Raw genomic sequence first — 26,848 nt, forward strand, 5'->3', positions numbered from 1 at the left:
GCAGCCGCCCGGTCAATAGAATCGCCACGCAAGACTGAAAATATTGAAAGCCCCCAAACTGCTTTTTTTGTATTCCAGGCCGGAGGCCTGCACATTAATCTACCGAAGTTGGAGAAAAAGGATGTGGCATGGAGTGATGGGGCCAAGGCGAGCTCCTTTGACGACCTGCTCAGCGGAAAAACGAAAGACGCGGGGAAAATCAGGGGGCACAAGTCTCACTTCTTCGAAATACCCAGATGTTTGCCCCCTGCCCGCGTCGCGTTTTGGAGCGGACGCGATCCGCTTCTTTGCTGGTCGTCAAGAGAGCGAGCGGGCACCATCATACATGTCGCCACGGTCTTTTTCTACAAACTGAAGCCCCCGAAAGATTCGGGGGCATGGTATCAGGTTCATGCGGCTTACAGGTTGCCGCGCCGTGCCTGCTCGCGCTCCAGCGCCTCAAACAGCGCCTTGAAGTTGCCGTTGCCGAAGCCGCGCGCTCCTTTGCGCTGGATGATTTCCACAAACAGCGTCGGCCGGTCGACGATCGGTTTGCTGAAGAGCTGCAGCAGGTAGCCTTCGTCGTCGCGGTCCACCAGGATGTGGAGCCGGCGCAGCGCATCAATATCCTCGTCGATTTCCCCGACCCGGTCTTTCAGCTCTTCGTAATACGTGTCGGGCACGTGGAGGAAGTCGACGCCGTTGGCACGCAGCCTGGAAACCGTGTCGATGATATCGTTGGTCAACAGGGCGATGTGCTGCACGCCCGGTCCCCGGTAAAAGTCCAGGAATTCCTGAATCTGCGACTTGCGGCGCCCTTCCGCCGGCTCGTTGATGGGAAACTTGATCCGTCCGGTGCCGTTCTGCATCACTTTGGACATCAGCGCGGAGTACTCGGTGGAGATGTCTTCGTCACTGAAGTTTTGCACGGCGGTGAAGCCCATCACTTTCTGGTAGTACTGCACCCACTCGTCCATTACTTCCACGTTGCCGACGATGTGGTCGATGCCGATCAGGCCGGTGCCTTCCGCCTCCACCGGGGATTCGTAGGCGACGTAGCCGGGCAAGAACGGCCCGCTGTACTGTTTTCGCTCGATAAAGGAATGGACGTTGTCCCCGTAGGTGGCGATGACCGCTTTTTTGATCGTGCCGTGCTCATCGCGGAACTCCGTCGGCTCCATCACCGGCACAGCCCCGCGGGAGACGGCTTCGCGAAACGCCTGCTCACAGTCATCGACGCGCAGCGCCACGTCCTTCACTCCGTCGCCGTGCAATTTCACAAACTCGCTGATCGGTCCGTCAGGGGTGAGGGCTCCCGTCACGACAAAGGTGATGTGGTTTTGCTTCAGCACGTAGGACACCTTGTCGCGCGAACCCGTCTCCAGTCCGGCATACGCGACGGCCCGAAACCCGAATGCCTTGGTCAGGTAGTGCATGGCCTGCTTGGCGTTGCCGACGTAAAACTCCACGTAGTCCCAGTCTTGAATCGGAAAGAAATCGGTGCTGCTCATCACTTTCGCCCTCCATTTTTCAAAATTTTGTAGCGATTGAGATGATTTTGTCGTTATCTTGAGCGTACATGGAAAGCGTTTACTCCCGCAAGAACACCGGATAACGCGCAGACGCGCAAACGCTTTCATCCAATAAAGTTCGCGATTGCAGCCGCTCTTGATACAATGAAGAAGAGCATTTGCCAGAAGAAGAGCGTTTGACCGTAGGGAAATTTTCCGAATTCCAAAGGGGAGTAACGTTGCGTGTGAAAGGAGTTGTCGTTAAGTCATGAGTCACTGGAGCGTGGAGGCAGCAAAACAGTGGAATCAATTTGCCGCTGACTGGCATGCGCGCAGCACAGCCATGTGGGAAACGGGCAGCCGACGCACCGTTTTGCCGATGTTTATGCGGCATGTCCAGCCGGATGCGGGACCGGTACTGGATGCCGGCTGCGGCGACGGCTACGCAAGCTGCAAACTGGCCGCAAACGGCTATCGGGTGGAAGGCGTGGACATTGCCGAGGAAATGATTCGGTTGGCACACGAACGGGTGCGCGGAACGGATTTGTCCGTCCGGTTTCAGACCGGTGACGTCTCGGCTCTGCCGTTTGCCGACGCCAGCTTTGGCGGCATTCTCTGCATCAATGTAACCGAGTTTACGCCATCGCCGCTGACCGCCCTGCGCGAGCTGCACCGTCTGCTCATCCCCGGCGGCGTGCTGCTTTTGGGCATACTCGGCCCCACGGCCGGCCCGCGGGCCCACAGCTATCGGCGACTGTACGGCGAAGAGACGATCCAGAACACGATGATGCCGTGGGAAGCCAAGCAGTTGGCCGCGGAAAACGGTTTTCGGCTTCTGGAAGAAGAGCCGGTCTACAAGGAGGGCGTACCCGCCGAGCTGGCCGGCCGTCTTTCGGCAGAACTGCGGGAAGCTCTCAGTTTCTTGACCCTGTTTGCGCTGGAGAAAGTGCCTGGCTAAGAAAAAACAGAGGTGCCCTCGTGGCACCTCTGTGTTGCTCACCTACTCCGGAAACGGATTGACCACTCCGTTGGCGTTCATCCACGCCCGCTTGCTGCGTATCAGCTGGTCGAGCACCGGCTCATCCCGGCCGTACACGGCCCGATACAATCTCTGCGTCTCCCTGAGGTCGTTGTAAGTCAGATAGGGATAGTCGGTACGGCCAAACGATCCGTCGGGGAATCGGGCATAGTGGAGATCGCCGTTTGGCGCCACCCACTTGGCGCCCAGATTGACGACGCCGTTGAGCATGATCTCCGCCAGTTCCCTGTCGGTCGGATTGCCTTCCTGCAGGTACAAGTTCAGCAGGAAGTTGATCTCCGCCAACTGGTGATTGAGTGATACGTGGGTCTTTTTGTTACCGCCGGGGTGGGCGTAGTCGGCTACCAGCCACCCGACATTGACGCCGTCGACGACAAAGTGGTGGCGGGCCGCATAATCGCGGAAAAATGCCGCGTACTTTTTCACTGACTGACAAAAGCGTTCCTCCCTGTACTGCTGGCAGCCCTTCAGCATCAGTTCGGCCGCGCCCGTGTTGAACCGGGTGTCATAATACCCGTCCGGGATGCCGTAATCCTGCCACAGCCATTCCGAACGAGGCAGTGTCTTCCAGTACCCCTCCGCCTCCTGGTTCTGCACCGACGCATCCAGCATGACGTACGCCATATCCTCAGCCACCCGGCTTTGCCCGGTAAACAGCAGGGAGCGCAGCACGTAGTTTTCAGGGATGCGCCAGTACGCGGCTGGAGAAGTGGGAACATAGGTGCTCGGAGATTGATAGTAGTACCCGTCGTACAGCCACTTTGCCTTGCGCTGCAAATCAAGCGCCAGCCAGACGGAGGCGAACTGCTCCCTGTCCCAGGGAACCAGCGGATGACTGGATTCCAGCGCCCACACCTCGCTGACCAATCCGGCCTGGACCGGCATCCTGATCTCCAGCGCAAAACCGCCCCACTGTTTGTGCACGGCTATCGGCAGCACATGCTCCTGCTTTGCTTCGATCGTTCCCCTGCCCAACGGCTTGTAGACAATTGGCGCCCCTATCCAGACGTGACGATCGGTCGTTTCCAGAAAGCCGGGCGCGTTGGGCAGTTGGGCCGTCTCCTCCAGGTTGATGACGTTCCAGACCGGTTTTTGCGGGTCGTCGTCGACGTACCGGACATACCGAAACGTTCCCGTCCGCCCCGGCAGGAACAGGGAAAACGTGTACGGCTGGTCGTTTGCGCCCGCTTCCAACCGTTTGGCCCAGTAGCGGTCGCCATTGGGAAAATCGTAAGTTTTTTCGCGCATCGTCCCCCATGTCCGGACCAGATTCGCCTCCGTCACCGCTGGAGTCCCCGTCTGAGGAGTGGAGACATCAGGGGGAAGCAGGAAGGTGAACAGAAAGGTCGCCAACACGATCGCGAACAACATACGGGACCTGGTCATCGAATCCTCCTTTCGCCAGCAGTCCATGTCACCTGTTTTCATACTTCAATCGCCGCTGGACGGCAGCTGAGACAAGTGCATCTGGCCTTTGATACACGCCCCGGAACAGCCGCACTCCACGGGATCACGCACTCCTCTGTATGACGCAGCACATCGCTTCCCTGTTTCATTGTCCTTAAAAATGGGACGGTTCAACCAAGCAGACAGCAGTGCTGCGCAAAACAAAGACGCCGTTTGCCAAGCGACAACCCATGCGAAAAAACGCTCTTCCTGTATGGAAGAGCGCGTGCTCGTTTGCTCTCTATGCTGGTTTCTCACATTTGTTGCTTTTGGCCGCTACAGCGTATGAGCGTCGTCGCGGTGCGCAAACACGCGGGACTCCATCACACCGGGATGCTGTTTGGCCAGGACGAGCAGGTTTTCCAGGTAGTAGTAGTGGCTTTCCAGCAGCTCCACGTCCTTGCGGGTAATCGTTTTGGCCTGCAGATACTGCTGCATCTCCAGAACGCAGCGCTCCATCTTTTCGGCGAAGTCGTTTGCCCTCAGCATCTGCTCCACCTCAGGATAGGCGGACTTTAGGCGGGTGATCTCCCCGTGCACCTTGGTCCCCTCCAGAATGATCTGGTATGCCGCCCGTTCGCGGGAAGTCGCAGTGGCCAGTTCCTCCTCCCGACGAGCCGCGCGCAAAGCGGACAAGTACGTGATAAAATGGTACACAGTTAAAAATAAAGGCCCCAAAAATAAAATGATCCCCGCTTTGTAGACGTGTTGGTTGGTCATGTTGCTGATCAGCAGGAACAGATGAAACAAAATCGCTCCCAGCCACGCGTAAATGATGACCTGATGATTCACCTTGCCCGCTTCCTGCTGGCGGGAAAAGACGAACGTCAGGCCCAGCAGGTAAAAGGCGAGCAGCGTAAAACTGGCGCTGAACAGCGCCATCTCCATATCCTGCAGCCAGGCTGCATTGGCGGGAATTTCGATCAGAAACTCAAAGGCGAGCACCAGCAGTGAGAAGAGCAGGCCCATGATCCAGAACCGGCTCACTTCCGAGTCGTTGCGACGGCGCGAGCGGTGCCGTTCTGCGCGGGATTCTCTCAATTGTTCTCACCTCACATCCTGTTTATGATTCGCCACGATTCTCCCTTATTCCTCTCGGGGCCCGTCGAAATCTGACATCGGAGGCTGACCATGAGATCACTGCCCACCGCTTTTGTCGAGCGGATGAAAACATTGTTGAAAGACGAGTACGCCGCTTTTGCCGCCGGTTTTGACCGGCCGCCCAGCCAGGGGCTGCGGATCAATCCGCTGAAAATCGACAGGGAGCGCTTTGTTCAGCTCTCCCCGTTTGCCCTCGAACCAGTTCCCTGGTGTCCGGAGGGCTTTCGCTATGCCGAAGGGGAACGCCCCGGCAAACACCCGTACCACGCTGCCGGCCTGTACTATCTGCAGGAGCCCAGCGCCATGTCGCCGGCCGAAGCGCTGCAGGTGCAGCCGGGCGAGACCGTGCTCGACCTGTGCGCCGCACCGGGCGGAAAAACGACCCAACTTGCCGCCGCACTGCGCGGTCAGGGGCTTTTGATCGCCAATGAAATTCATCCCGTACGGGCCAAGGCGCTCTCGGAAAACGTGGAGCGGCTCGGCATCGCCAACGCCATCGTCACCAACGAGACGCCGGAACGGTTGGCCGAGCGGTTTCCCCGCTTCTTTGACCGCATCCTGGTGGACGCTCCCTGCTCCGGCGAAGGAATGTTCCGCAAACTGCCGGAAGCGATTGACGACTGGTCGCCGGAAAAGGTGGCGGAGTGTCACCGCATCCAGCAGGAGATACTGGACGCCGCGGCGGCCATGTTGAAACCGGGTGGGACGCTGGTCTACTCCACGTGCACCTTTGCGCCGCTGGAAAACGAACAGTCGATTGCGTCCTTCCTCGCTCGCCATCCGGAGTTTGCCCTGACTCCCCTGCCCCATCCCGAGTGGTTCGCGCCCGGCGTCCCCGAGTGGGCCGAGCCGCCGCTGCCGGAACTCACGCATTCAGCGCGGCTCTGGCCGCACCGCCTCGACGGGGAAGGCCACTACCTGGCCAAACTGTGCAAGCAGGCGGACGACGAAGGGAACGCCCCTTCCAGACGGCGCAGGGAGAAGCGCGGGAAAACGGCGGCAGCCGGACGGAAGGAAGCGATCGGGGCGTGGCGCACGTTTGCGGCCCAGTCCCTGCCCGGCATCGCGGAACAATTTATCGACGACGCGGCCTTCCTGCTGTTTGGCGACCAGTTGTATGTCACCCCGGCGCCTGACCTTGATCTGGACGGTCTGAAAGTGGTGCGGGCTGGCCTCCACCTCGGCACCGTGAAAAAGAATCGGCTGGAACCTGCCCACGCCCTGGCGCTGGCCGTCCCCCAAGCCGCCGCCGCACGCACAGCTGCATTTGCGGCAGATGACCCCGAGCTCGTGCGCTACTTGAAGGGAGAAGCGTTGGCACGTGACGGCGAAAACGGCTGGACGCTGGTCACCGTGGACGGATTTCCGCTCGGCTGGGGCAAGCAGGCGGACGGCCAGTTGAAAAACCATTATCCCAAAGGGCTGCGCTGGCTGTGATCATATAGTACCCGTCGGGAAGCCTACGCGGCCCGCAAAACGAAAACGGCCCACCGCAGGAGAGCAGGCACTCACGCGGTGGGCTGCTGCGTTTTTTCCGCTTTTTTACGCCTGGACGGCCTCGTCGTTGTCTGTTTGCCGGCCATGCAAAAAAGCAGCCCATACCACATGGACTGCCTTTCGCGTGGCGGTTTGCCGCCCGATGTTAGCCCCTGCCGCGCGGTTTTTTGCCCTTTGCCGCTTTGCGGGCCGCCATTGCCTCTTGGCGACGGCGGTTTTTCTCGTACAAGGTCTTGAGTGATTCCAGTTCCCGTTCCAGCTTTTTCTTGTAGCCCGGCTTCACCTTGATCTTCTTTTTCAGCGCCTCGCGGATGGGGGCGTACTGCTTTTCCTTTTCCTTCAACTGTTCTTTGGCCTTTTGCTCGCGCAGTTGGGCAAAGTACGCTTCCCGCTCCTCTGCCCGCTTGCGGCGGCCGGCGTCCAGATGGCGGCCTACCACCAGCAGTTTTTCCTCAATCGGCGCCTTGGTCGCCTTGGCGAAGCGGGTCATGATGCTTTTTTGGCGGGGAGAGACAAGAGAGATGGCGATTCCCTTCTGCCCCGCCCGTCCGGTGCGGCCGACGCGGTGGATGTAGCTCTCCACGTCATTGGGAACATCGTAGTTGACGACGTGTGTCACCCCTTCGACGTCCAGACCGCGGGCAGCGATGTCGGTTGCCACCAGGTACTGAAACTTGATGTCGCGGAACTGCTTCATCAGCTGTTCCCGCTTGTTTTGCGACAGGTCGCCGTACAGCGCTTCCGCCGAAAAGCCGTTTTCCTGCAGGCGGGCCGTCAACTGCTGGACGCGCGCCTGGGTGTTGGCAAAGATGATGCAGAGATACGGATTCTCATTTTCCAACAGGTCCACCAGCGCATCCATCTTGTCGCTCTGATTGACCACGTAGTAGATTTGTTCAATGCTCTCCACCGTCTTCTGCTTTGCCTCGATTCGGATGTGGGGCGGCTGCTTCATGTAGTACTGAGCCAGCTTTTTCACCGAATCCGGCATGGTGGCGGAGAACAGAAGCGTTTGCCGGTGCTGCGGCGTCCCCTCGATAATCTCATGGACCTCCTCAAGAAAGCCCATCTCCATCATCTTGTCAGCCTCGTCCAACACCAGCGTGGAAATGCGGCCGAAGTGAAGCGAGCCCCGCCTCATGTGGTCCAGCACCCTTCCCGGGGTGCCGACGACGATGTGGACAACATGCTTGAGCTTGCTCAACTGCCGTTCAATATCCGTCCCGCCGTGCAAAGAGAGTACGTTGACGTTCAGGTATTTGCCCAGCTTCTCCACTTCTTCGGCGATCTGGATCGACAGCTCACGGGTGGGCGTCAGGATCAGCGCCTGAATGTCCCGTTTGCCCGGCGGCAGCCGCTCCAGGATCGGCAGCACAAACGCGGCGGTCTTGCCCGTCCCCGTTTGCGCCTGGCCGATCACGTCCTTCCCTTCGAGAATTAGCGGGATCGCCTCCGCCTGAATCGGCGTCGGCTCTTTATAAAACAGGTCGTGAATGCCCTGCATCAACTCCGGTCGAAAGCCAAACATCGCAAACGATTTCGCCATGGTGTCACTTCCTTTCACATCCTTTAATAGTATGACAGTCTTGCCAAAAAAACAACAAAAGGCGGCCGGCTGCAGAAATTCCGCAACGCGCCGCCTGCACAATCATTTCGCCAGTTCGTAAATGGCCTGGGCGTAGATCGCTGTCGCCTTGATCAGATCGTCCACCAAAATGTGCTCGTCCCGCTGGTGAGCGCTGTCCGGCCGGCCTGGAAACAGCGGTCCAAACGCCACCCCCACGTCCAGCGAACGGCCGTACGTGGCTCCGCCGATGGCGATGATCTCGGCCTCCTGTCCGGTCTGCTCCGTGTACACCCGCTGCAGCGTGGTGATCAGCGGGTGCTGCGGGTCAACCCGATGGGGCTCCAGGTGCTCCACCACTTCCAACGAAAATGCCGCTTCCGCCAGCCGCTGTTCCAGAATCGCCTTCCACCGCTCAAACGGCTGGGAATGCGGATAGCGAATATTGACGCCAAACACGGCATCCCCGTCCGCCTCATAGCGAATGATGCCGGTGTTGAGGGTGAGCGGTCCCATTTCCTTGTCGTCGCAAGCGATGCCGATTGCCTTTCCGTCGTGCTGCCGATGGAAATAACGATCCGCAAAGCGGGCGAACTGCCGGCCCCGTTCGTCCAGTGTCAGCCCGGCCAAAAAGTGCAGCAGTTCCGTACCCGCGTTTACGCCCAAACTCGGATTCATGGCGTGAACGGAAACGCCCTCCATCTGCACATGCACCTGACCGCCGCGCACGTCCGCCGCTCCGCTCAGCCCCATCTCCCGCACATACGCGCCAAAGCGCTCGGCCAGTTCCAGGCCGGTCATGGAGAGCGGCTCGAGCACGGCCTCCGCCTTGTCCGGCACCATGTTCATGCGCAGGCCTGCAGACAGCGTCAGCAGTCTGGCGTCAGGCCGGTCAACAGGCGTAATCTGCTGCGCCGCATACGCAGCCGCAGTCTGCGTCAGCATCAGGTCGGTCAGTCCTTTTTCCGCGTAGATCAGTGGAAAGTCAGCGTCCGGCGAAAAGCCCATCGTCGGCATTTCTTCGGTTTGGAAATAGGTTCTCACACACCGCCAGTTGGACTCCTCGTCCGTGCCAAAGATGAGCCGCACCCGTTTGGACAGCGGCAGCCCCAGTTCCTTGACAATTTTGGCGGCAAAGATGGCGGCCATGGTCGGCCCCTTGTCGTCAATTGCGCCGCGAGCCACGATTTTGCCGTCCACGATTTCGGCCGCATACGGCGGCGAGCTCCAGCCGTCCCCTTCCGGCACAACGTCAACGTGACTGAGGATGCCGATCAGCTCCTCACCCTCGCCCAACTCCGCATGGGCAGCGTATCCCCCGACATCCTTGACTGTCATGCCAGCCTCTTTGCACACCGTAAGCACGTAGTCAAGCGCTTGGCGGATGCCTTCTCCAAACGGCGCGCCGTCCCGGGCAGTCGTCGGATCGAGCACGCTTTTGATTTGCAGAAATTCCCGCACGGCGGCAAGCAGTTCGTCTTTTCGCTTTTCCGCCTCTTGTTGCCAATCAACCCTTGTCATCGTTTGATTTCGTCCCTTCCGTCGTCGTACTGTCGTCTTTTGCCGCCTGTGCCGCATCCAGATCCAAATCCAGCTCCACCAGCGAAATAAGCGACTCCATCGGCACCTCCTGCGCGGTGAACTCCACCTGCGCTTCCTTGATTTCTTCGCGGATGTTGTTCATTTCGCTGTCCAGCTTGTAGGACGCTTTGGCCGCCTCGATCAGGCGCTGCCGGATGGCGGACGGGATAATTCCTTCGTATTTGTAGTTGAGAGAGTGTTCTATGGTCGCCCAAAAGTTCATGCCCAGCGTGCGGACCTGGATTTCCACCGGGATGGTGACCTGTCCGCGCGCCGTCATCAACGGGTATTCCACAGCCAGGTGGTACCCTCTGTACCCGCTTTCCTTGGGTTTGGAAACGTAGTCTTTCTCCAGGTAAACGCGCATGTCATTGCGCTGTCGTATCATTTCCACGACGGCCGGAATGTCATCGATAAACTGGCAGATGATCCGGATTCCCGCGATGTCCCTGAGCTCCCAGCAGATGTTCTCGTCGATGGGAAACTGCAGGCGGTTCGCCTTGCTGTAAATGCTCGGGATGGACTTGACTCGTCCCGTGACGAACTCGATGGGGGAGTGTTCCTTGCGCTTACGCAGCTCGTTGCGGATGTTTTTCAGCTTGACCTTGATTTCTTCCACGGCTTGTTCGAACGGTAGCAGATATAGTTCCCAATCTAGTTTGTGCACACTGGTCCCCTCCGGCCCGAAACTCCATCGTCCTTATGATTCAACATTTTGAATGAGATATCCTCCCATAAAAAGAAAGAAGACCCGCTTCCCGGGTCTTTTTTACAGGGATCGCAGGGCTCGGCCCGGTTTGGGGAATGCGGCAAGAAAACCTTGGCCGTCCCTTTGCCAACCGCTCCTGCTATTCTTTTCTGTCGTCCAGCCGGAACGCCGTCAGCGAGCTAGTGAGCCGCTCCGCCAGCACGGCCAGTTGGTCCGCGGAAGCGGCGATCAGCTCCATCGCCGCGTTCTGCTCTTCGACAGCGGCGGAAATGCCCTGCACGCCGGCTGCCGCCTCCCGGGAAGCAGCCGATACTTCCTGGGCGACCGCCACCACCTGCTGCGCGTCTGGAGCCATCCGGGCAAACGCCTGGCTGACACCTTCCATTTCCGCAGAGACGCGGCGGATATTGTGTTCAATCCGGCGAAACATCTCATCCGACTGTCCGGCGGTCCGCCTTCCTTCCGCCACCGTGCGCGTGCCGTCGTCCATCTGCTCCACGATGGCGGCCGTGCTTTTCTGGATCTCGCTGATCATCGATACGATCTGCTGCGCCGCCGCGTTCGTCCCCTCGGCCAGTTTGCGCACTTCCTCCGCCACGACTGCAAATCCTTTGCCGTGCTCGCCGGCGCGTGCCGCCTCGATGCCTGCGTTGAGCGCGAGCAGGTTGGTCTGCCGGGCGATCTCCGTGATGACAGCGATGATCTGTGATATGTCACGCGATCGCTGCTCCAGCTGTTGTACCGTCTGCGTCGTCGCCGTCACCGCCCGGTCGATCTCCTCCATGCTGGCGATGACCGCCTCCACCGCCTGCCGTCCCGCTTCAGCGTCGTCCTTCATCTCGCGCGACGAAAGCGTGACCTGCTCCACGTGGCTGGTAACGCTGTGGACGCTGGCGGTCAGTTCCTCCGCCAAATGCAGCGTGTGCCCCATTTTGTCTACCTGCCTGTCGGCCGACGCTGACACGTCCTCGACGACCCGGGTGATCTGCTCGCCGGAAGAGGCAATCTCCGCGGTATTGCCGTGAATCTCGCGAACCGATTCCGTCACCGACGCAGCCGCCTGCCGCACCTGCCGCAAAATCTCATGGAGCTGTTCCCGCATGGCAAGCAGGGAACGGGCCAGCTCGCCCAGCTCGTCCGAGCGTTTCAGCAACCTCGCGGGAAAGGGCGCGGTAAAATCTCCCCGGCCGATCTGCCCGGCGATGGACAGAAGGCCAGCGAACGAGCGGCGCAGACCGGCAGACGCCCCCCAGGCGATGGCCATCACCAGCACAAGCACAATGCCGTTAAACAGTATAATCGCATTTCGAATCTGATTAGGCCCGGTCATGATCTCCGTCATGTTCATCTCCGCCAGGATGGCCCAGTTGAGCTTGCCCACCTGTACCCGGTCGTAGGCGACCAGCACCTCCTCCCCGCGATAGTCGACAGCTTGGGCTGTGCCCGCGTTGCTGCCGGAAGACAGCGCCTGTTCGGCAATCGGCGTCTCCACTTTCTGCCTAAGCATCGTCTCCTGCCCGTTCCCCAATTCGGTCCGCATCAGCTTGTCCGCCCCGATCAGGTAGATTTTCCCCGTTTCACCCAACCCCTCGCGCCGGTTCAACTGGCGGGAGACATAGTCCAGGGAAACCTCTGCGGCGAGCTGTCCGATCACCGTCCCGTGATCAAAGATCGGCACGGCCATGAAAACGGCGGGCACGCCGCCGGACGGTTCGTAACGGCTGACGTCCGACAGTTCCAGACTGTATCCCTTGGCCGCTTGTTTTACCGTCTGCCCCAAAGGGGTGCCGCTGTACGGACCGTCGTACAAGTTGGTGCCGAAGTCGGCCTGCGGATTCGTCTGGTACACCACGTCGCCATTCGCGTTGAGCAGGTACGCGTTGGCAAACCCGTAGCGGGACACCTCCATCTTCAGTTCCTTGCCCCAGATTTGCTCCGCTTCCTGGTAGGCAGGTGCCTCCCGTCCCAGCTTCCACACGCCATCAAAGGCGGCCAGCGACTGCACCACCGAACCGGACGCCGCCAGCGTCTCCAGGTTTTTGGAGCGTTCGCGGAAGTAGTTTTCCACCTGCTCCTTGTTGCTGTTGCGGAGTGCCTCCAGCGTCGCCGCACTGCCCTCCAGCAGGCCCCGCTTGGTCTCCGTGTAGGCAAACACCCCCGCTGCCGTCAGCGGCACAACGCCGGTCAGCAGCAAAGCGATCAATACCCGCGCCCCCAATTTCATGACATGAGCCCCCTTGAAACGACCTGTGTTTTCTAAATTCTAAATTCTATGAATGGTACAAATATATTACCATAGACCTAGAAAAAAATATCCAGTTTTGTCCGTGCGTGTCAGAAAAATTGGCAAAAAAAAAACGCGCCCGCACGACGGCTGATACAGCCTGCCGCACACACGCGTCCTGCCGGCGGGGAACGGTGACGCCTACGCTGTCGCCGTCTCCACGATCATCGCAATCTCGTCGCACATCGGCAGTTTGGAGCAGTTGATGCAGTCCTTCCATACCTTTTGCGGCAACGTCTCCTTGGCTACCACGCGGAATCCGCACTTTTCAAAGAATGCCTTCTGATAGGTAAGCGCCAGCACCCGGTTGATTCCCAGCAGACGGCACTGCTCCACGAGATGCAGCACCAACTGTTTGCCGACGCCCATGCCTTTGGCTTTCTCGGCGATGGCAAGCGAACGGATTTCCGCCAAATCCTCCCAAAGAATATGCAGGCCGGCCACGCCGATGACGCTTTCCCCGTCGTGGGCGACGACGAACGACTGCAGGTGTTCGCAGACGGAGAGTTTCGTCCGCGGCAGCATCAGCCCCTGTTGTGCATATTGATTAATAATCTCAAGCATCTGGTCGACGTCCCTCATGGTTGCCTGACGCACGGTCAACGTCTTTGTGACACTCATTCTGCACTCCCCCACTCCATCTCCTCAACGCCTCAATCCACATAATAATTATTCATTATGATATATAAATATACATCCAGTCGAAAGAGAAGTCTATCCTTTTTTCCGTCATTTTGCTATTGGGCGGACAAACGCATTTCTTTTAAATGGAACAATTGTGCTATAATCACAATAATAGAACGGAGGTGTTTCCCTTTGACGACACGCAGGGAGCGAAAAAAGCGGGAAACGCGCGACAAGATTTTCAACGCCGCGATCAAGCTGTTCAAGCAGTACGGCTTTGAAAACACAACCATTGACATGATTTCCGAAGAAGCGGACGTCGCCCGCGGCACCATCTTTCTTCACTTCACATCAAAGGAAGCGATCCTCGCCAACTGGGGATACGAACGGCTGCAGGAAATCGAAGAACGGCGGGAAGAGTGGGACTACGGAGACAGTTGCAAGCAGAAGGTCTTGCGGATTTATAAAATCATGAACGAGGTCAACATCCAGAATTACGATTTTATCAAGGTGCTGATCGAGTCCTCGATGAAACACCGCAAGATCCTGGAAAACGAAAAGAACGTCTACTACGAACTTCGGCAGCTGTTTGCGGACCTGATCGAAGAAGCGCAGGAAAAAGGGCGGCTGAAGGCGAAGTTCAATCCGCTCGTCGCGGCAAACATGCTGGAAAACATCTATTACAACGCCCTGTACGACTGGGTGCGCAGCGAAGGAGCCTGGGCTCTGGAGGAAATCATGGAAGAGAAGGTCTCCATCGTGTTTGAAGGGCTGGACGCATGAGCTCATCATGTGCCCGGCCCTTCTGGCATGTTGGATGCGCTGACCGCTGGAAGAAATGCCTGCCCGCCTGCGGCCCATCTTTTCCTTGCGGAGTCGGGGACATTTCCCTATGATGATGAAGAAAAGCTGTTCAACACGTTGGAGGTATTCACATACACATGCGAAACGGGATCAAGCGTGAAGATATTGAGCTTTTGGCTCCCGCCGGCAACTGGGAGTGTCTGCGCGCGGCCGTCGCCAACGGGGCAAACGCCGTCTACTTCGGCGTGGAAAAATTCAATGCCCGGGCCCGCGCCGAGAACTTCCACATGTCCGAACTGCCTGAGATCATGTCGTTTTTGCACATGTACGGAGTCAAAGGTTTTCTTACCTTTAATATCCTCGTCTTTGAAGATGAGATGAAGGAAGCTCAGGAGCTGATCGAAGCCTGTATCGACGCCGGAGTGGATGCAGTGATCGTGCAGGACCTCGGCCTCGTCAAGCTGATCCGCGAGATTTCCCCCGACTTTCCCATCCACGGCTCAACCCAGATGACGATCACCTCTCCGGAAGCGGTGGAGTTTACCAAGCCGTTTGGCCTGGAGCGTGTGGTGCTCGGGCGTGAAAACTCGCTGAAGGAAATCAAGGTGATCGGCGAAAAGGCCAAGCTGCCGATGGAAGTGTTCGTGCACGGCGCATTGTGTGTCTCCTACTCCGGCCAGTGCCTTACTTCGGAAATGTGGGGCGGCCGCTCGGCCAACCGCGGCGAATGCGCCCAAGCCTGCCGCCTCCCCTACGACCTGATCGTGGACGGGATGCAAAAGGAGATGGGCAACGTCGCCTACCTGCTGTCGCCCAAAGACCTGGCGGCAATCGACCTGGTGCCGGAACTGATCGAGGCGGGCGTCACCTCCTTCAAGATCGAAGGCCGGCTGAAATCGCCGGAGTACGTGGCCAATGTGGTCAGCAAATACCGTGCGGCGATCGACCGCTACTTCGCCGGCGAGGAGGCAGCGCCGAGCGAACAGGACATCCGCGAGCTGCAGCAGAGCTTTTCCCGCGGCTTTACACACGGGTTCCTGAAAGGCACCAACAACAAGACGCTGCTGGACGGCACCTTCCCGAAAAGCCGCGGCGTCTATCTCGGCACGGTGAAAAAAGTGCTGAAGCACGCGGTGCTGGTAGAGCTGAACGCTCCTTTGAAACGGGGCGACGGCATCGTCTTTGACGCCGGCGATCCGACGCAAAAAGAAGAAGGCGGACGCGTCTACGACATCCTCAGCCGCGGCAAAAAGGTGGAGGGCGAAGTGGAGAATGGCCTCTACGAGATCGTCATGGGACGAAACGACGTTAACCTGCAGCGGATCAATGTCGGCGACCGCGTCTGGAAGACGAACGACCCCGAGCTGGACAAACGGCTGCGCAAAACATTCGAGACAGATAAGCCGTACCGCACCTTCCCGCTCGCGGTGCACGTCGTCGGCCGGCTGGGCGAAAAGCTGTCCGTCACCTGGGTGGACAAAACGGCCGACCACGCCGTGACTGTCAAGTCGGAAATGCCGCTGGAAGCAGCGCTGAAACGGCCGCTGACCTCAGAACTGCTGTACGAGCAGTTGAGCCGGCTGGGGGGCACCCTGTTTTCCCTGAATGCCCAGGACCTGACGACCGATCTGGACGGCGACCTGATCCTGCCCGTGAGCGAACTGAACCGGATGCGGCGGGAAGCGGTGGAGCAGCTTCTCCACCTGCGGACAAAAATGCCGGTGTACCAGAAGCGGCGCGTAGACGTTTACGCCGACGTGCCTGCCAAACAGCCGGTGGACAAACCGCTGTTGACCGCACTCTGCCGTTCGCTGGAGCAGGTGGAGGCGGCCGCCCAGACCGACGTCGACTTTCTGTACGCCGATTTTGAATTCGTCAAACAGTATCCGGATGCGGTCAAACTGGCCCACCGGTACGGCAAACCCATCGGCATCGCCACGATGCGCATCCACATGCCGGATGAAAACGGCGTGCTGGCCCTGATCGCCAGAAGCAAGCCGGACGCCATCCTCGTCCGCAACACGGGCGCGCTGTACTACTACATGTCCCGCCGCGGCGAGATGGACATCCCGTTGATCGGCGATTTCTCGCTCAACGTGGCCAACCACAAGGCCGTCTCGCTGTTTTTGGAGTGCGGTCTCAAGCGGGTAACCGCCTCGTACGATCTGAACATCCAGCAAATGGTGGACCTGCTTGGCAAAACGGATGCGTCCAAAATCGAAGTGGTGATTCACCAGCACCTGCCGATGTTCCATACGGAGCACTGCGTCTACTGTACGTTCCTCAGCCCCGGCACGGACCATACCAACTGCGGCCAGCCGTGCGAGTCCCACCGCGTCTCGCTGCGCGACCGCGTCGGATTCTCCCATCCGGTCCGCGTCGATACCGGCTGCCGCAACACGGTGTACAACGCCATCGACCAGTCGGGAGCGGAGTACCTGAATGAATTTATCAAATTGGGCGTGGGCAGCTACCGCGTCGAGTTTTTGGAGGAAGAGCCGGAGCGAGTCAAAGAGGTGATCGACCTCTACCGCCGGGCGCTGCGCGGCGAAGTGAGCGGCACCCACGTCTGGCGGACGCTGAAAGCGACCAACCAGTTGGGCGTCACCCGCGGCCAGCTCACCAAATAGGACCGGTCGATACCGTCCCGGCCTTACCCATACCCTGTGAGGAGGAGATTGATTATGGCGGACCTTTCCCAGCCCACGCCGGAAAACCTGGCGACGATTATTGAAGGCATCAAGTCCAAACTGAACATGGCCAACACCGCCGTCATGCGGCCGGAGGATTTCGACCTGACCCATTACGAAGACTTGCTGTACCTGTACAACATGGTGCAGAAAAAAGCGAGCTTCAGCATCAACGAAATGACCGCCATCGTCGAAGAACTGGGCAGCATGCGGAAGCAGTCCTGACCCGGGGCCCAATAGTCAGGCCCTAGACTTAGAGCCCAGCCCCCGGGAAACCTGCGCGAGGATCGCTGCAACCGCGCCGTGCGGGGGCTCATGCTTTCGCCCTGCTTCCTGATTGACGACACGCCGTATCCGCAGAGTGGTACGGCGTGTTTCATTTGTTTCCTCGATGCAAAAACGGCACGTCCCACCCCGCTTAATTTGGGCGAACATCCCGTACATCCGAGACATACGCATATCTCGTAATCAAATTCCACTGGAAACGGGGTGGATTGCACCATGACTTTGTATATCGATTACACGACGTCAGCCCAATTCTTTTCTGACGTCAACAATAACCTGCTCGTCCAAAAGGATCCCCGCAACTACATCAACGTCCTCTCCACCCAACAGTTGAATACGCTGGACAACGTGTCTTTGCTGGACATCTTCCTCAGCGCGGGCAACGTCGTGGAGCCTCACTACCATCAAAATGCCGCCGAGCTGGTGTACTGCATTTCCGGAGCGGCCAATGTTTCCTTCATCAACCCATTTACCAATCGCCTTCATCATTATCAGATTACGCCGGGCCAAGTGGTCAACATCCCCAAGGCTGGTGGCACTGGGAAATCGCAACCGCTGACAACACGCATCTGCTTGCCATCTTCAACGCACCCATCCCCGAAGTCATCCTGGGGTCCGATATCCTGAGACTGACACCCAGCGAAATATGGGCGTACACATACTGCCTGAATGAGTCCAGCGTCAAAAATACGCTGGCCCCCATCCAACGTTCGCTCTTCATCGGCCCTCCAACAGGCTGCCATCAACCACAGGGCTATCAACCGTATGCACCGCAAGCGCAGGGATATCAACCTGCACCGCAAGCGCAGGGATATCAACCTGCACCGCTTCCCCATCCGTATCATCAGCAGCCGTATTGGTAACGTGTCAGCGCTGCCAAATCGTTTCAATTACTGACCATGTAGAGTCCCAGCCCATTTTGCTTGACAACAAGGATATTGGCAGCCGCACACCGAACCTCTCTCCTTATCATTTTGTGGGGAGAGGTCCCCTCTCCTTTCTCCGGCGTCACCTACAACCGCAAAACATCCCTTGTATGGAAATATTTTCTTGACAATCGCACATTTTTCACTATTTTTAATGTAGCGGATGCTTGTGTCAGAAAATTCACCATACAGGGGAAGTGATTTCGTTTTGAATGGCCTGCCGCTCTCCCGCTTTACCGGAATGCTTGCGACCAACTCCTCCCTGCGCAACCTCTGGCTTGCCCGTGCCGTATCTGCACTGGGCGATTATGTGTACAGCGTCGCATTGATGTGGTTCGTCTACGAGCAGACACATTCCGCCCTGCAAACGGGACTGCTGTTTATTCTCAAGTTTTTGCCCGAGCCTTTCGTGGGGCTCTATTTTGGCGTGTTGGCGGATCGTCTGAACCGAAGACGTCTCATGCAGTTCTCCGACCTTTTCCAAATGCTTGCCATGCTGCTGTTGGGCGTGCTGATCGCAAGCGGTTCGTTTCACATGTGGCATCTCTACGTCATCACGATCTGCGCGTCGATGGCCGGAACGCTCTTTCGCATCGCGCAAACCTCCCTGATTCCCGATCTGGTCGGCAGACATGAGTTGGTGAGCGCCAACGCCCTGCTGTCCGTAACCATGCAGTTGATGCGGATGATCGGGGCCACGCTGGGCGGAATTTTGGTCGCGATAATCGGCGTTGCCGGGACCATCGAAATCAATGCGCTGTCTTTTCTGGTGTCTCTGGCTTTTGTGCAGCGGATTCGCCACGACAAGGCCCAGCCTGCGGCCTCTTCCGCGTCAGCAAAGAGCGTGAACAGCGAGATCAAGGAGGGGCTGAACTGGCTGGTAAACAACAAGATCGTGCTGCTTCTCATGCTGTTGGGGACGCTTGCCAATGTCGCCCTGGCTCCAACCAACGTCCTGCCCCCCATGCTGATTCAACGCGAATTTCACGGGGACGCCCGCATGTTGGGCTGGTTTGAAACTTCCATCGCGTTGGGACTTCTGCTGGGCGGAATCCTGGTCGGGACGCTCTCCCCCAAAAAAGTGGGGCGGTGGTTTCTCGCCGGATTGGGTCTGGAAGCTGTCGGCATGCTGAGCGTTGCCGTCGCCCCGTTTGCATGGATGGCGTATGCGGGCAATTTTCTGCTGGGAATCGGGGTGATGGTCTGCAACATTCCGTTGAGCACGCTGATGCAGACACTGATTCCCGACAGGATGCGGGGGCGGGTGAACAGCATGACGTCGATCGCGTTTAACATCTCGATCCCGATCACCTACGGCGGCATCGGCGCCTTGGCGGACGTGATCGGCGCGAAACCCAGCTATGGTCTGGGAGCGCTTTTGCTGGCCCTGTGCGCGGCAATTGGCGGAATGAACGCGGGGCTGCGCTCGTTCGACCTCGGAGAGGGGCAAAAAGCTGGCGAGGCAAATGAGGACGCAGGACAAGCGGTTTGACGCAGGCGCATCATCCCGGCAGCATGGCGTCCCTTTCCCATATCCGGCACGGAACACGCCGCCCACACTGCACGAAAAAAACGAGCCCTCCCGTCGGCACTGCCTGAGGGAAGACCCGTTTTTTTGTTTTTATCAGTGGTTGACGATGCCTACGCGCGCTTCCGTCTGCTCCGGCCGCTCCGCCTCCTCGCAGCCTTCTTTCCAGAGCAGGTAGCGGATACTGTCCGCCAGCGCTTCCCAGCTCGCTTCGATCACGTTGGTGGAGACCCCGACCGTGCTCCACTTTTCTCCGTCGCGGGCGGATTCGATCAGGACGCGCACTTTGGCCGCCGTCGCCCCGCTCTCGTCCAGCACCCGCACCTTGTAGTCGGTCAGATACATCTCTGCCAGACAGGGGAAGTGGGTTTCCAGCGCCTTGCGCAGCGCGTTGTCCAGAGCGTTGACGGGACCGTTGCCTTCCGCAGCGGTGTGGACGACCTGGCCATTGACATGCAGCTTGACCATCGCTTCCGAAGAGATCGACTGGTCTGCCGTCTTTTCCATCAAAATCTTGAACGAGTCGAGCGTAAACAGTTGGCGCAGCTTGCCCGCCGCCTCCAGCAGCATAAGCGTGAGCGATGCCTCTGCCCCTTCGTATTGATATCCCTGAAATTCGCGCTCCTTGATCCGCTTGACGATCTCCCGCGCTTCCTGCCTGTCCAGCGCCACGTCGATCTCCAGCTCCTCTGCCTTGGCCAGCAGGTTGCTCTGGCCGGCCAGTTCGGAGACCAGCACGCGCCGTTTGTTGCCGATCAATTCCGGGTCGATGTGTTCATAGGTCTTGGGATCTTTCAGCACGGCGCTGACGTGGATGCCGCCTTTGTGGGCAAATGCGCTGTTGCCGACAAACGGCTGGTTGTTGGGCATCGCCATGTTGGCGATCTCCGCCACAAAACGGGACAGTTTGGTCAGCTGCTTGAGCTGCTCCGGAGCGACGCAGTCGTAGCCAAGTTTCAACTGCAGATTGGGAATGACCGAGACCAGGTTGACGTTGCCGCACCGTTCACCAATCCCGTTGATCGTCCCCTGCACCTGCTGGGCGCCCGCCTGAACCGCCGCCAGCGCGTTGGCCACGGCCAGTTCGCCGTCGTTGTGGGGATGGATGCCCAACGGTGTCTGTACGCTTGCCTTTACCGTGCGGACGGTATCGAAAATCTCGTGCGGCAGGCTGCCGCCGTTGGTGTCGCAGAGGACGATCCAGTCGGCACCTGCCTCCTCCGCCGCTTCCAGCACGCGCAGTGCATAGACCGGATTGTGCTTGTAGCCGTCAAAAAAGTGTTCGGCCAAAAACAGGACGGTCAGCCCCCGCGATTTGAGAAAAGCGACGGAGTCAGCCACCATCCGCAGGTTTTCGTCCAAGGTAGTCTTGAGCGCGTCGGTGACGTGCAGATCCCACGACTTGCCGAAGATGGCCGCCGCCTTGACGCCGCTTTCCAGCAGGGCTCGCAGGTTGTCGTCCTCCTCTGCCGCCACGTTGGGCCGACAGGTGCTGCCAAACGCTGTCACCACCGCGTGTTTCAGCGGAATTTCCCGCATCCGCTCAAAGAAGGCCATGTCCTTGGGATTGCTGCCGGGCCAGCCGCCTTCGATAAAGTCGATGCCAAACTGGTCCAGCTTCACGGCGATCTTCACCTTGTCCTCCACCGACAGGCTGACGCCTTCGCCCTGCGTGCCGTCCCGCAGTGTCGTATCGTACAGATACACCTTTTCTTTCATCTTCTCTCCACCCCATGTGCTTCTATCATTTTTCTGAATTATTTGTATCATTCACCATATGATGCTATTCAGTATACCACAGCCCATAGGGAAAGAAAACGCGTGATTTCGCCGCTTTTGCTCATGTGCACCGGGCGTGGACAAAGGCGGCGGTTCGTTCGATTGCCTCTTCCAGTTGGGAGGAGGTGCCGGCAAACGGATGGCGGGTGTTGAAGGTGTGGTCGCCCGCTTCGATCCAGTGCAGTTCGCTTTCCCGCGCCGCCTCGTGCAGGCGCATCGCTCCCTTCACCAGCCGATCGTAGTCATCCCGCCCCTGGATGATGCAGAGCGGCTGCGGCATGCTCGCCACTTTCACCAGGAGGTCGTACTTGTCCCGGTTCTGATCCACGTCGTCGATGACCGCCTTCGTAATCGGCATCTGCTGTCCGGTCCGGGCATTGGCGATGTAGCCGACGCCCTGCTCGGCGATTTGCCGGCGCAGCTTCTCGTCAAACAGATTGACGTCGGCCACGCCGTTCCAGGTGATGATCCCTTTGACGAGCGGGTTGCCCGCCCCAAACAGGATCGCGTCCGCCCCGCCTTTGCTGTGCCCGAGCACAAACAGCTTTTCCCTGTCAAACCAGGCGGAGAACGCTCCGCCATCTTGCAGCAGCCACCCGGTCAGGATGGTCAAATCGGCCACCTCACGCGCGTATGTATTGCGCCCGAACTTTTCCAGCTCGTCAAATTCCGTCAGGCTTTCCCCGACGCCATTGCAGGAAAAGTTGAAGCGGACGACGGCGATGCCCCGCTCAGCCAACTGCTCGGCGACGTAGGGAAAGCTGCCCCAGTCCTTAAACCCTTTAAACCCGTGGCAAAAGATCACGAGCGGCTGGTCCGGCGACGCGCTCTTCGCGTGAAAGTCGCCGCGGATCGTCAAGTCCTCGCCGGCGGCAATGCGAAACGACTCCATCATGATTCTTCACCTCTTTGGGGGTTTTTTCTTATCTTATTATGAAGGCAGCAACGCCCAAAAGGAAACCCGTCGGAGCGAAGCCAGATTCGCTGTATCAAAGAAAAATGCAAAAGACCTTCCGCCATGGCAGAAGGCCTTATCCGGTATGGGAGGCGATGCGCTCGTCAGACACCAAATGCAGGGCGTACTCCAGCGGTCTTCTCACAGCATGGAGGTAGCGGTCCCACTGGCCCAGCTTGCGGAAAATATCACGACCCGGCTTGGGATTGATTTCGATGATCCACACCCGGCCGTTTGCATCAATGCCCAAATCAAACCCAAACTCCATCATGGAGCCGAAATGTTTCTCGATCGCTTCCACCGTTTTCAGCGCCAGCTCCCGGCACTCGCAGAGAATCCGCTCCGCCTCCTGCACGCCGAAGCGATAGGCCAGAAAACGGCCAGCCGGCAACGCGGTCCCGCCGCCGTGCAGATTGGACGTGGACGATTGCTTGGGACCGAGCCGCATTCCCACGCCGGTCAGCCTCCACTTGCCGCTTCCATCCTTCTGGATCAACAATCGCGCGTCCACTGTCCGTCCCGGCAGCAGGGTCAAATCCAGCCCTTGCTGCAGGAAGAACTGCTCCTGCCCGAATTTTTCCCGCTTCGTCCAGCGCTCGATTTCGGCGGTCAGCGCCGACAGCGTCGGCAGGACGGCATGCTTCCTCCCTTGCTTCTTGGTCCGTCCGCGCAGCAGGTAGACCTTGCCTCTCCGCTCCACCCGCAGGATGCTGCGTCCGCCTGATCCATTGGTCGGCTTGACGTAGACGATGCCGTGCCGTTTCAGCATGTCGGCCAGCACGTCCCGCTTGTAGAGCCGCGTCTCCGGCAGCCAGCGCTGCAGTTCCTCCTCCTGCATCAGCACCTGATGGACGCGAAACTTGTTGGCAAAGCGGCTGTTGGCGTAGCGAAACAAGTTTTTGGTGCGGAACGGCAGGTAATTCTTGTGCTTCGCTATCGGATAGTAGCGGTACCGGTCGATTACGATATCGGGCCAAGCGTACCAGCTGCTTTTCCAGCCGTCCGCTCCCGGCGTAAACCCCTTGATCATGCGGGAGGCAGCGTTCACATCCTGCGGGGAAAAGACAAACACTTCCGCCCCCATCAGCTTTCCCTCCCGGACAAGCCGGCGCAAAAATCCTTGTTCGTAAAAACCATTTTCCCCCCGATAGGTCAGAATGCCGATCCGTTTTTTCACGTGTCGTCCTCCCTCTCTGTGGATGACTTCTCCCCATCAGCTTATGGCCGAACGTGAAAAAAAGCGCCAGGGCCCACAAGGGTTAGGCGCTTCGTGAACGCTTTTCGTGTTTGTCCAAAAAATCGAGAGCGGCGCGTCCAAGCACTTCGGCGGCGATCAGCATGGCGCTTTCGTCAATGTCAAAGCGCGGATGGTGGTGCGGATACTCTGCCCCTTTTTGCGGATTGCCGGCACCGACAAAGAGAAACGAGCCCGGCACGTGCTGCAGATAGTAGGCGAAATCCTCCGCTCCCATCATCGGTTCCATGCGTTCCACGTTGTCCCAGCCGACCGCCGCTGCGGCCGCCTGGCGGGCGATCTCTGTCTCTGCCTCGCTGTTGATGACGGCCGGGTAGCCGCGCATGTAGGTCACTTCCGCGCTGCCTCCCATCAATGCAGCCGTGCCTTTGGCAATCTCGATCAGCCGCTGTTCCGCCTTGTCCCGCACGTGCGGCAGGAACGAGCGGACCGTGCCCGTCAGGCGGCAGCGGTCAGCGATCACGTTGTAGTTGTCTCCGGCGTGAAAGGTTCCCACCGTGACGACCACGCTCTCCAGCGGACTGATGTTGCGGCTGACGATCGTCTGCAGCGCCCCCACGATCTGGGAACCGATCACGATAGCATCGACGGTCTCCTGCGGGATCGCGCCGTGCCCTCCTTTGCCCTGGATCTCGATTATGAAGTCGTCGCAATTGGCCATCACCGGGCCGGCGTTCACCCAGACCGTGCCGACCGGACACATCGACCAGAGGTGTGCGCCAAAAATGGCATCAACCCCCTGCAGCGCGCCGTCTTCCACCATCTGAATCGCTCCGCCCGGATTTTCCTCCTCGGCATGCTGGAACAAAAACACGATCGTACCCGGGATCTCGCCGCGGTGGCGGGACAGCACCGTCGCCAGCCCCAGCAGTCCGGAGGTATGGGCATCGTGGCCGCAGGCGTGCATCACGCCCGGCACCTTGGACTTGTACTCCACCTCTTTTTCGTCCTGGATCGGCAGGGCGTCAAAATCGGCGCGCAGGGCGACAGTGGCACCCGGCTGTCCGCCACGCAGCACGCCGACGACGCCGCGTCCGCCCACACCGGTCCGCACTTCGTCAAACTCCAGTTGGCGCAGGATGTCCGCAATCATGGCGGGCGTCTTTTCCTCCTGGAACGACAGCTCCGGATACTGGTGCAGATGGCGGCGCCACGCGACCATCTGCGGTTCTATTTCTCTCAGCAGTTCTTTCAGTTTCTCCTGCAGCATGTCCATCCTCCCGCTCCTCTTTCAGCTCTCTTTTTCCATCATAACAAAAACGATATTTTATTCATAGCTTTGTATAAATATAAAAATATAACAACATGCCCTGCTGCTCTTGGTGATTAATTTCGAAAAATTTCTTCATTATAATGGTGCGCATGCAAAAAGACAGCCGGACAACCGTATCCGCGCGGTGCCGCGCATCGGGTGTCCGGCTTTGTAGTATGGGGGACGGGAAGCAGGCTCACGCACCGCCGCTTCTGTTTTTTCGTTCATACAGGTAAAACGTGTGCGGAACCGGGTTGCGTTCATCGACCGTTCCTTCCCGCTTCCACACCAGCGTAAAAGCATCACGGTCCCACTCAGGGAAAAACGTGTCTCCCTCTGCCTCCATGTCGATTTCCGTAATGTACAGCCGATCGGCCAGATCCATGAACTGGCGGTACAGTTCGGCGCCGCCGAAGATGATTACGTCGCCCAGCGCCAGCACCTCTTCCACGCTGTGCACGACGTCGACGCCCGGCGGGGCAAAATCGCGCCGGCGGGTCAGCACGACGTTGCGTCGGTTGGGCAGCGGCCGCCCCAGCGACTCAAAAGTCTTGCGCCCCATGACGATCGTCTTGCCGGTGGTCACTTCCTTGACGTGCTTCAAGTCGTTGGGCAAATGCCACGGCATCGCGCCGTCCTTGCCGATCACGCGGTTGCGGGCGTATGCCGCGATCATGCTGATCATACCGACACCTCCCCCTTGATGTGGGGATGAGCCTCGTAACCCACGATCTCGATGTCGTCAAACGTAAAGTCAAAGATGGACGTGACCGCCGGGTTCAGCTTGAGCTGCGGCAGCGGCAGCGGCTCCCGAGTCAGCTGCAGTTTCACCTGCTCCACGTGGTTGAGGTAGAGGTGGGCGTCGCCGAGCGTATGCACGAATTCGCCCGGCTCAAGTCCGGTCACATGGGCAACCATGTGCGTCAGCAGCGCGTAGCTGGCGATGTTGAACGGCACGCCGAGAAACGTGTCGCCGCTGCGCTGGTACAACTGGCAGGAGAGCCTGCCGTCCGCGACGTAAAACTGGAACAGCGCGTGGCACGGCGGCAGCGCCATCTTGTCCAGCTCGGCGGGGTTCCAGGCGCTCACCACCAGCCGGCGCGAATCGGGGTTGCGCTTGATTTCCTCTACAACCCACTGGATTTGGTCCACCGTCTTCCCGTCCGGACCGGCAAACGAGCGCCACTGCTTGCCGTACACCGGCCCCAGCTCGCCATTTTCGTCCGCCCACTCGTTCCAGATCCGCACGCCATTCTCCTGCAGATAGCGGATGTTGGTATCGCCTTTCAAAAACCACAGCAGTTCGTGGATGATCGATTTAGTATGCAGCTTTTTCGTCGTCAGCAGAGGAAAGCCTTCGCGCAGGTCAAACCGCATCTGGTGACCAAAGATGCTGATCGTGCCCGTTCCCGTCCGGTCCTGTTTGACGGTCCCCTCCGCCAAAATCCGGCGGCACAGGTCCAGGTATTGTTTCATCATTCATCGCTCCCTTGCGTACAGCAGTTGTCCCATCCTTTAATAGTAACCCAAATGGGACGGAAATGGGACAAGGCTTTTGACCAGTTCCCGCTGAATCCGTTCAAAATCGGACGCACCGCCGCCGTACGTCCAGCGCCGGATGTGCCGCAAGCGGTCCACGAACAGGACAGAACTATCGGTGACGTCCCTGACCCCCGCCACTTCCGGGAGGAGAATCCCGAGCGACCGGCTTACTTCCCGGTTGGCGTCGCTGTGCAGGTGATACGGCAGGTGCAGCTTTTCCCGCAGCGCCTTCAGCGTAAACACGTTTTCCACGCTGAGCCCGACGACGCGGCAGTTCTTTTCCGCAAACTGGCTGTACTGATCGCGGAACCAGGCCAGAGCCTGTTCGCTGGTCTCGGTGAAGGCAAACGGAAACGAGACGAGCACAAGGCCGTTCGCGTCCCGCAGCAGTTCGCCGCAGGAGACGCGAACGCCGTCGGTGGATGGCAGCGCATACTTGTACAAGGCTTGAATAACCCGCATACTATCCCTCCTCACACGGAAGATCAGGGTGGATC

At 58.8% G+C, this 26,848-nt stretch carries 21 protein-coding genes and 1 pseudogene; 7 read left to right on the forward strand and 15 right to left on the reverse strand.

What is annotated here, in order from left to right; genetic code table 11:
• Window positions 1-398: 398 nt before the first annotated feature.
• Entirely contained in the window at window positions 399-1,490 is a 1,092-nt protein-coding gene (gene hppD / locus IRT44_RS01250) for a 4-hydroxyphenylpyruvate dioxygenase (RefSeq protein ID WP_171566007.1), read from the reverse strand.
• Between the two features lie 268 nt (window positions 1,491-1,758).
• Between hppD and IRT44_RS01255 the strand changes: the two genes are divergently transcribed.
• Entirely contained in the window at window positions 1,759-2,448 is a 690-nt protein-coding gene (locus IRT44_RS01255; protein ID WP_171566006.1) for a class I SAM-dependent methyltransferase, read from the forward strand.
• A 42-nt stretch (window positions 2,449-2,490) separates the two neighbouring features.
• Here the strand turns inward: IRT44_RS01255 and IRT44_RS01260 are convergent, their stop codons facing one another.
• Window positions 2,491-3,915: a hypothetical protein gene (locus IRT44_RS01260; protein WP_212132055.1), complete on the reverse strand. Its 1,425-nt coding sequence runs from the start codon at window positions 3,913-3,915 to the stop codon at window positions 2,491-2,493.
• 336 nt (window positions 3,916-4,251) lie between these two features.
• Window positions 4,252-5,016 (reverse strand): hypothetical protein, encoded by a 765-nt coding sequence (locus IRT44_RS01265; RefSeq protein ID WP_171566003.1) that lies wholly within the window; start codon window positions 5,014-5,016, stop codon window positions 4,252-4,254.
• 90 nt (window positions 5,017-5,106) lie between these two features.
• Between IRT44_RS01265 and IRT44_RS01270 the strand changes: the two genes are divergently transcribed.
• Window positions 5,107-6,513, forward strand: coding sequence for an RsmB/NOP family class I SAM-dependent RNA methyltransferase (locus IRT44_RS01270; RefSeq protein ID WP_171566002.1), 1,407 nt, complete (start codon window positions 5,107-5,109; stop codon window positions 6,511-6,513).
• A gap of 205 nt (window positions 6,514-6,718) precedes the next feature.
• On the opposite strand, the gene IRT44_RS01275 is transcribed toward IRT44_RS01270, so the two are convergent.
• The 5 genes from IRT44_RS01275 to IRT44_RS01295 all read right to left on the reverse strand — a co-directional run bounded on the left by IRT44_RS01275 (window position 6,719) and on the right by IRT44_RS01295 (window position 13,332).
• Window positions 6,719-8,119 (reverse strand): DEAD/DEAH box helicase, encoded by a 1,401-nt coding sequence (locus tag IRT44_RS01275; RefSeq protein WP_230077304.1) that lies wholly within the window; start codon window positions 8,117-8,119, stop codon window positions 6,719-6,721.
• A 102-nt stretch (window positions 8,120-8,221) separates the two neighbouring features.
• Complete coding sequence (gene pepV / locus IRT44_RS01280) at window positions 8,222-9,658, reverse strand: dipeptidase PepV (RefSeq protein WP_230077305.1); 1,437 nt, start codon at window positions 9,656-9,658, stop codon at window positions 8,222-8,224.
• A complete protein-coding gene (locus tag IRT44_RS01285) occupies window positions 9,645-10,385 on the reverse strand; it encodes a GTP pyrophosphokinase (protein ID WP_230077306.1) in 741 nt (246 codons plus the stop codon). Before IRT44_RS01285 ends, pepV begins: the two co-directional genes overlap by 14 nt.
• A gap of 181 nt (window positions 10,386-10,566) precedes the next feature.
• Window positions 10,567-12,651, reverse strand: a complete 2,085-nt coding sequence (locus IRT44_RS01290) for a methyl-accepting chemotaxis protein (RefSeq protein ID WP_230077307.1) — start codon at window positions 12,649-12,651, stop codon at window positions 10,567-10,569.
• 201 nt (window positions 12,652-12,852) lie between these two features.
• Entirely contained in the window at window positions 12,853-13,332 is a 480-nt protein-coding gene (locus tag IRT44_RS01295; RefSeq protein ID WP_171565994.1) for an N-acetyltransferase, read from the reverse strand.
• A 195-nt stretch (window positions 13,333-13,527) separates the two neighbouring features.
• Here IRT44_RS01295 and IRT44_RS01300 point away from each other — a divergent pair, with 195 nt between their 5' ends.
• From IRT44_RS01300 to IRT44_RS01320, 5 genes and pseudogenes are all read left to right on the forward strand, one after another.
• Window positions 13,528-14,118, forward strand: a complete 591-nt coding sequence (locus IRT44_RS01300; protein WP_029098589.1) for a TetR/AcrR family transcriptional regulator — start codon at window positions 13,528-13,530, stop codon at window positions 14,116-14,118.
• Window positions 14,119-14,276: 158 nt separating this feature from the next.
• On the forward strand, window positions 14,277-16,769 hold the full coding sequence (locus tag IRT44_RS01305) for a U32 family peptidase (RefSeq protein ID WP_171565993.1): 2,493 nt from the start codon (window positions 14,277-14,279) through the stop codon (window positions 16,767-16,769).
• A gap of 54 nt (window positions 16,770-16,823) precedes the next feature.
• Window positions 16,824-17,054: a DUF1128 domain-containing protein gene (locus IRT44_RS01310; protein WP_171565992.1), complete on the forward strand. Its 231-nt coding sequence runs from the start codon at window positions 16,824-16,826 to the stop codon at window positions 17,052-17,054.
• 276 nt (window positions 17,055-17,330) lie between these two features.
• Window positions 17,331-17,977, forward strand: a pseudogene (locus IRT44_RS01315) (cupin domain-containing protein).
• A 271-nt stretch (window positions 17,978-18,248) separates the two neighbouring features.
• A complete protein-coding gene (locus tag IRT44_RS01320; RefSeq protein WP_171565989.1) occupies window positions 18,249-19,532 on the forward strand; it encodes an MFS transporter in 1,284 nt (427 codons plus the stop codon).
• 132 nt (window positions 19,533-19,664) lie between these two features.
• On the opposite strand, the gene cimA is transcribed toward IRT44_RS01320, so the two are convergent.
• The 7 genes from cimA to IRT44_RS01355 all read right to left on the reverse strand — a co-directional run bounded on the left by cimA (window position 19,665) and on the right by IRT44_RS01355 (window position 26,813).
• Window positions 19,665-21,287: a citramalate synthase gene (gene cimA / locus IRT44_RS01325; RefSeq protein ID WP_171565988.1), complete on the reverse strand. Its 1,623-nt coding sequence runs from the start codon at window positions 21,285-21,287 to the stop codon at window positions 19,665-19,667.
• 121 nt (window positions 21,288-21,408) lie between these two features.
• A complete protein-coding gene (locus IRT44_RS01330; protein WP_230077308.1) occupies window positions 21,409-22,242 on the reverse strand; it encodes an alpha/beta hydrolase family protein in 834 nt (277 codons plus the stop codon).
• A 136-nt stretch (window positions 22,243-22,378) separates the two neighbouring features.
• On the reverse strand, window positions 22,379-23,479 hold the full coding sequence (locus IRT44_RS01335; RefSeq protein WP_171565985.1) for a YheC/YheD family endospore coat-associated protein: 1,101 nt from the start codon (window positions 23,477-23,479) through the stop codon (window positions 22,379-22,381).
• An 82-nt stretch (window positions 23,480-23,561) separates the two neighbouring features.
• Window positions 23,562-24,767 carry an amidohydrolase gene (locus IRT44_RS01340; RefSeq protein ID WP_171565984.1) on the reverse strand — a complete coding sequence of 402 codons (1,206 nt, stop codon included), beginning with the start codon at window positions 24,765-24,767 and terminating at the stop codon, window positions 23,562-23,564.
• A gap of 238 nt (window positions 24,768-25,005) precedes the next feature.
• Entirely contained in the window at window positions 25,006-25,494 is a 489-nt protein-coding gene (locus IRT44_RS01345) for a dihydrofolate reductase (RefSeq protein ID WP_171565983.1), read from the reverse strand.
• Window positions 25,491-26,285: a thymidylate synthase gene (locus IRT44_RS01350; protein ID WP_171565982.1), complete on the reverse strand. Its 795-nt coding sequence runs from the start codon at window positions 26,283-26,285 to the stop codon at window positions 25,491-25,493. Before IRT44_RS01350 ends, IRT44_RS01345 begins: the two co-directional genes overlap by 4 nt.
• A gap of 39 nt (window positions 26,286-26,324) precedes the next feature.
• Entirely contained in the window at window positions 26,325-26,813 is a 489-nt protein-coding gene (locus tag IRT44_RS01355) for a redoxin domain-containing protein (RefSeq protein ID WP_171565980.1), read from the reverse strand.
• Between the last annotated feature and the right edge of the window lie 35 nt (window positions 26,814-26,848).

Origin of the sequence: Brevibacillus sedimenti, assembly GCF_020923495.1 — a bacterium.
GTDB lineage: Bacteria > Bacillota > Bacilli > Brevibacillales > Brevibacillaceae > Brevibacillus > Brevibacillus aydinogluensis.

Excerpts from the sequence above, each read along its gene's own strand:
- hppD (WP_171566007.1), bottom strand. The coding sequence starts at position 1,490 with ATGAGCAGCACCGATTTCTTTCCGATTCAAGACTGGGACTACGTGGAG.
- IRT44_RS01255 (WP_171566006.1), top strand. The coding sequence starts at position 1,759 with ATGAGTCACTGGAGCGTGGAGGCAGCAAAACAGTGGAATCAATTTGCC.
- IRT44_RS01260 (WP_212132055.1), bottom strand. The coding sequence starts at position 3,915 with ATGACCAGGTCCCGTATGTTGTTCGCGATCGTGTTGGCGACCTTTCTG.
- IRT44_RS01270 (WP_171566002.1), top strand. The coding sequence starts at position 5,107 with ATGAGATCACTGCCCACCGCTTTTGTCGAGCGGATGAAAACATTGTTG.
- IRT44_RS01275 (WP_230077304.1), bottom strand. The coding sequence starts at position 8,119 with ATGGCGAAATCGTTTGCGATGTTTGGCTTTCGACCGGAGTTGATGCAG.
- pepV (WP_230077305.1), bottom strand. The coding sequence starts at position 9,658 with ATGACAAGGGTTGATTGGCAACAAGAGGCGGAAAAGCGAAAAGACGAA.
- IRT44_RS01290 (WP_230077307.1), bottom strand. The coding sequence starts at position 12,651 with ATGAAATTGGGGGCGCGGGTATTGATCGCTTTGCTGCTGACCGGCGTT.
- IRT44_RS01295 (WP_171565994.1), bottom strand. The coding sequence starts at position 13,332 with ATGAGTGTCACAAAGACGTTGACCGTGCGTCAGGCAACCATGAGGGAC.
- IRT44_RS01305 (WP_171565993.1), top strand. The coding sequence starts at position 14,277 with ATGCGAAACGGGATCAAGCGTGAAGATATTGAGCTTTTGGCTCCCGCC.
- IRT44_RS01310 (WP_171565992.1), top strand. The coding sequence starts at position 16,824 with ATGGCGGACCTTTCCCAGCCCACGCCGGAAAACCTGGCGACGATTATT.
- cimA (WP_171565988.1), bottom strand. The coding sequence starts at position 21,287 with ATGAAAGAAAAGGTGTATCTGTACGATACGACACTGCGGGACGGCACG.
- IRT44_RS01330 (WP_230077308.1), bottom strand. The coding sequence starts at position 22,242 with ATGATGGAGTCGTTTCGCATTGCCGCCGGCGAGGACTTGACGATCCGC.
- IRT44_RS01340 (WP_171565984.1), bottom strand. The coding sequence starts at position 24,767 with ATGCTGCAGGAGAAACTGAAAGAACTGCTGAGAGAAATAGAACCGCAG.
- IRT44_RS01345 (WP_171565983.1), bottom strand. The coding sequence starts at position 25,494 with ATGATCAGCATGATCGCGGCATACGCCCGCAACCGCGTGATCGGCAAG.
- IRT44_RS01350 (WP_171565982.1), bottom strand. The coding sequence starts at position 26,285 with ATGAAACAATACCTGGACCTGTGCCGCCGGATTTTGGCGGAGGGGACC.
- IRT44_RS01355 (WP_171565980.1), bottom strand. The coding sequence starts at position 26,813 with ATGCGGGTTATTCAAGCCTTGTACAAGTATGCGCTGCCATCCACCGAC.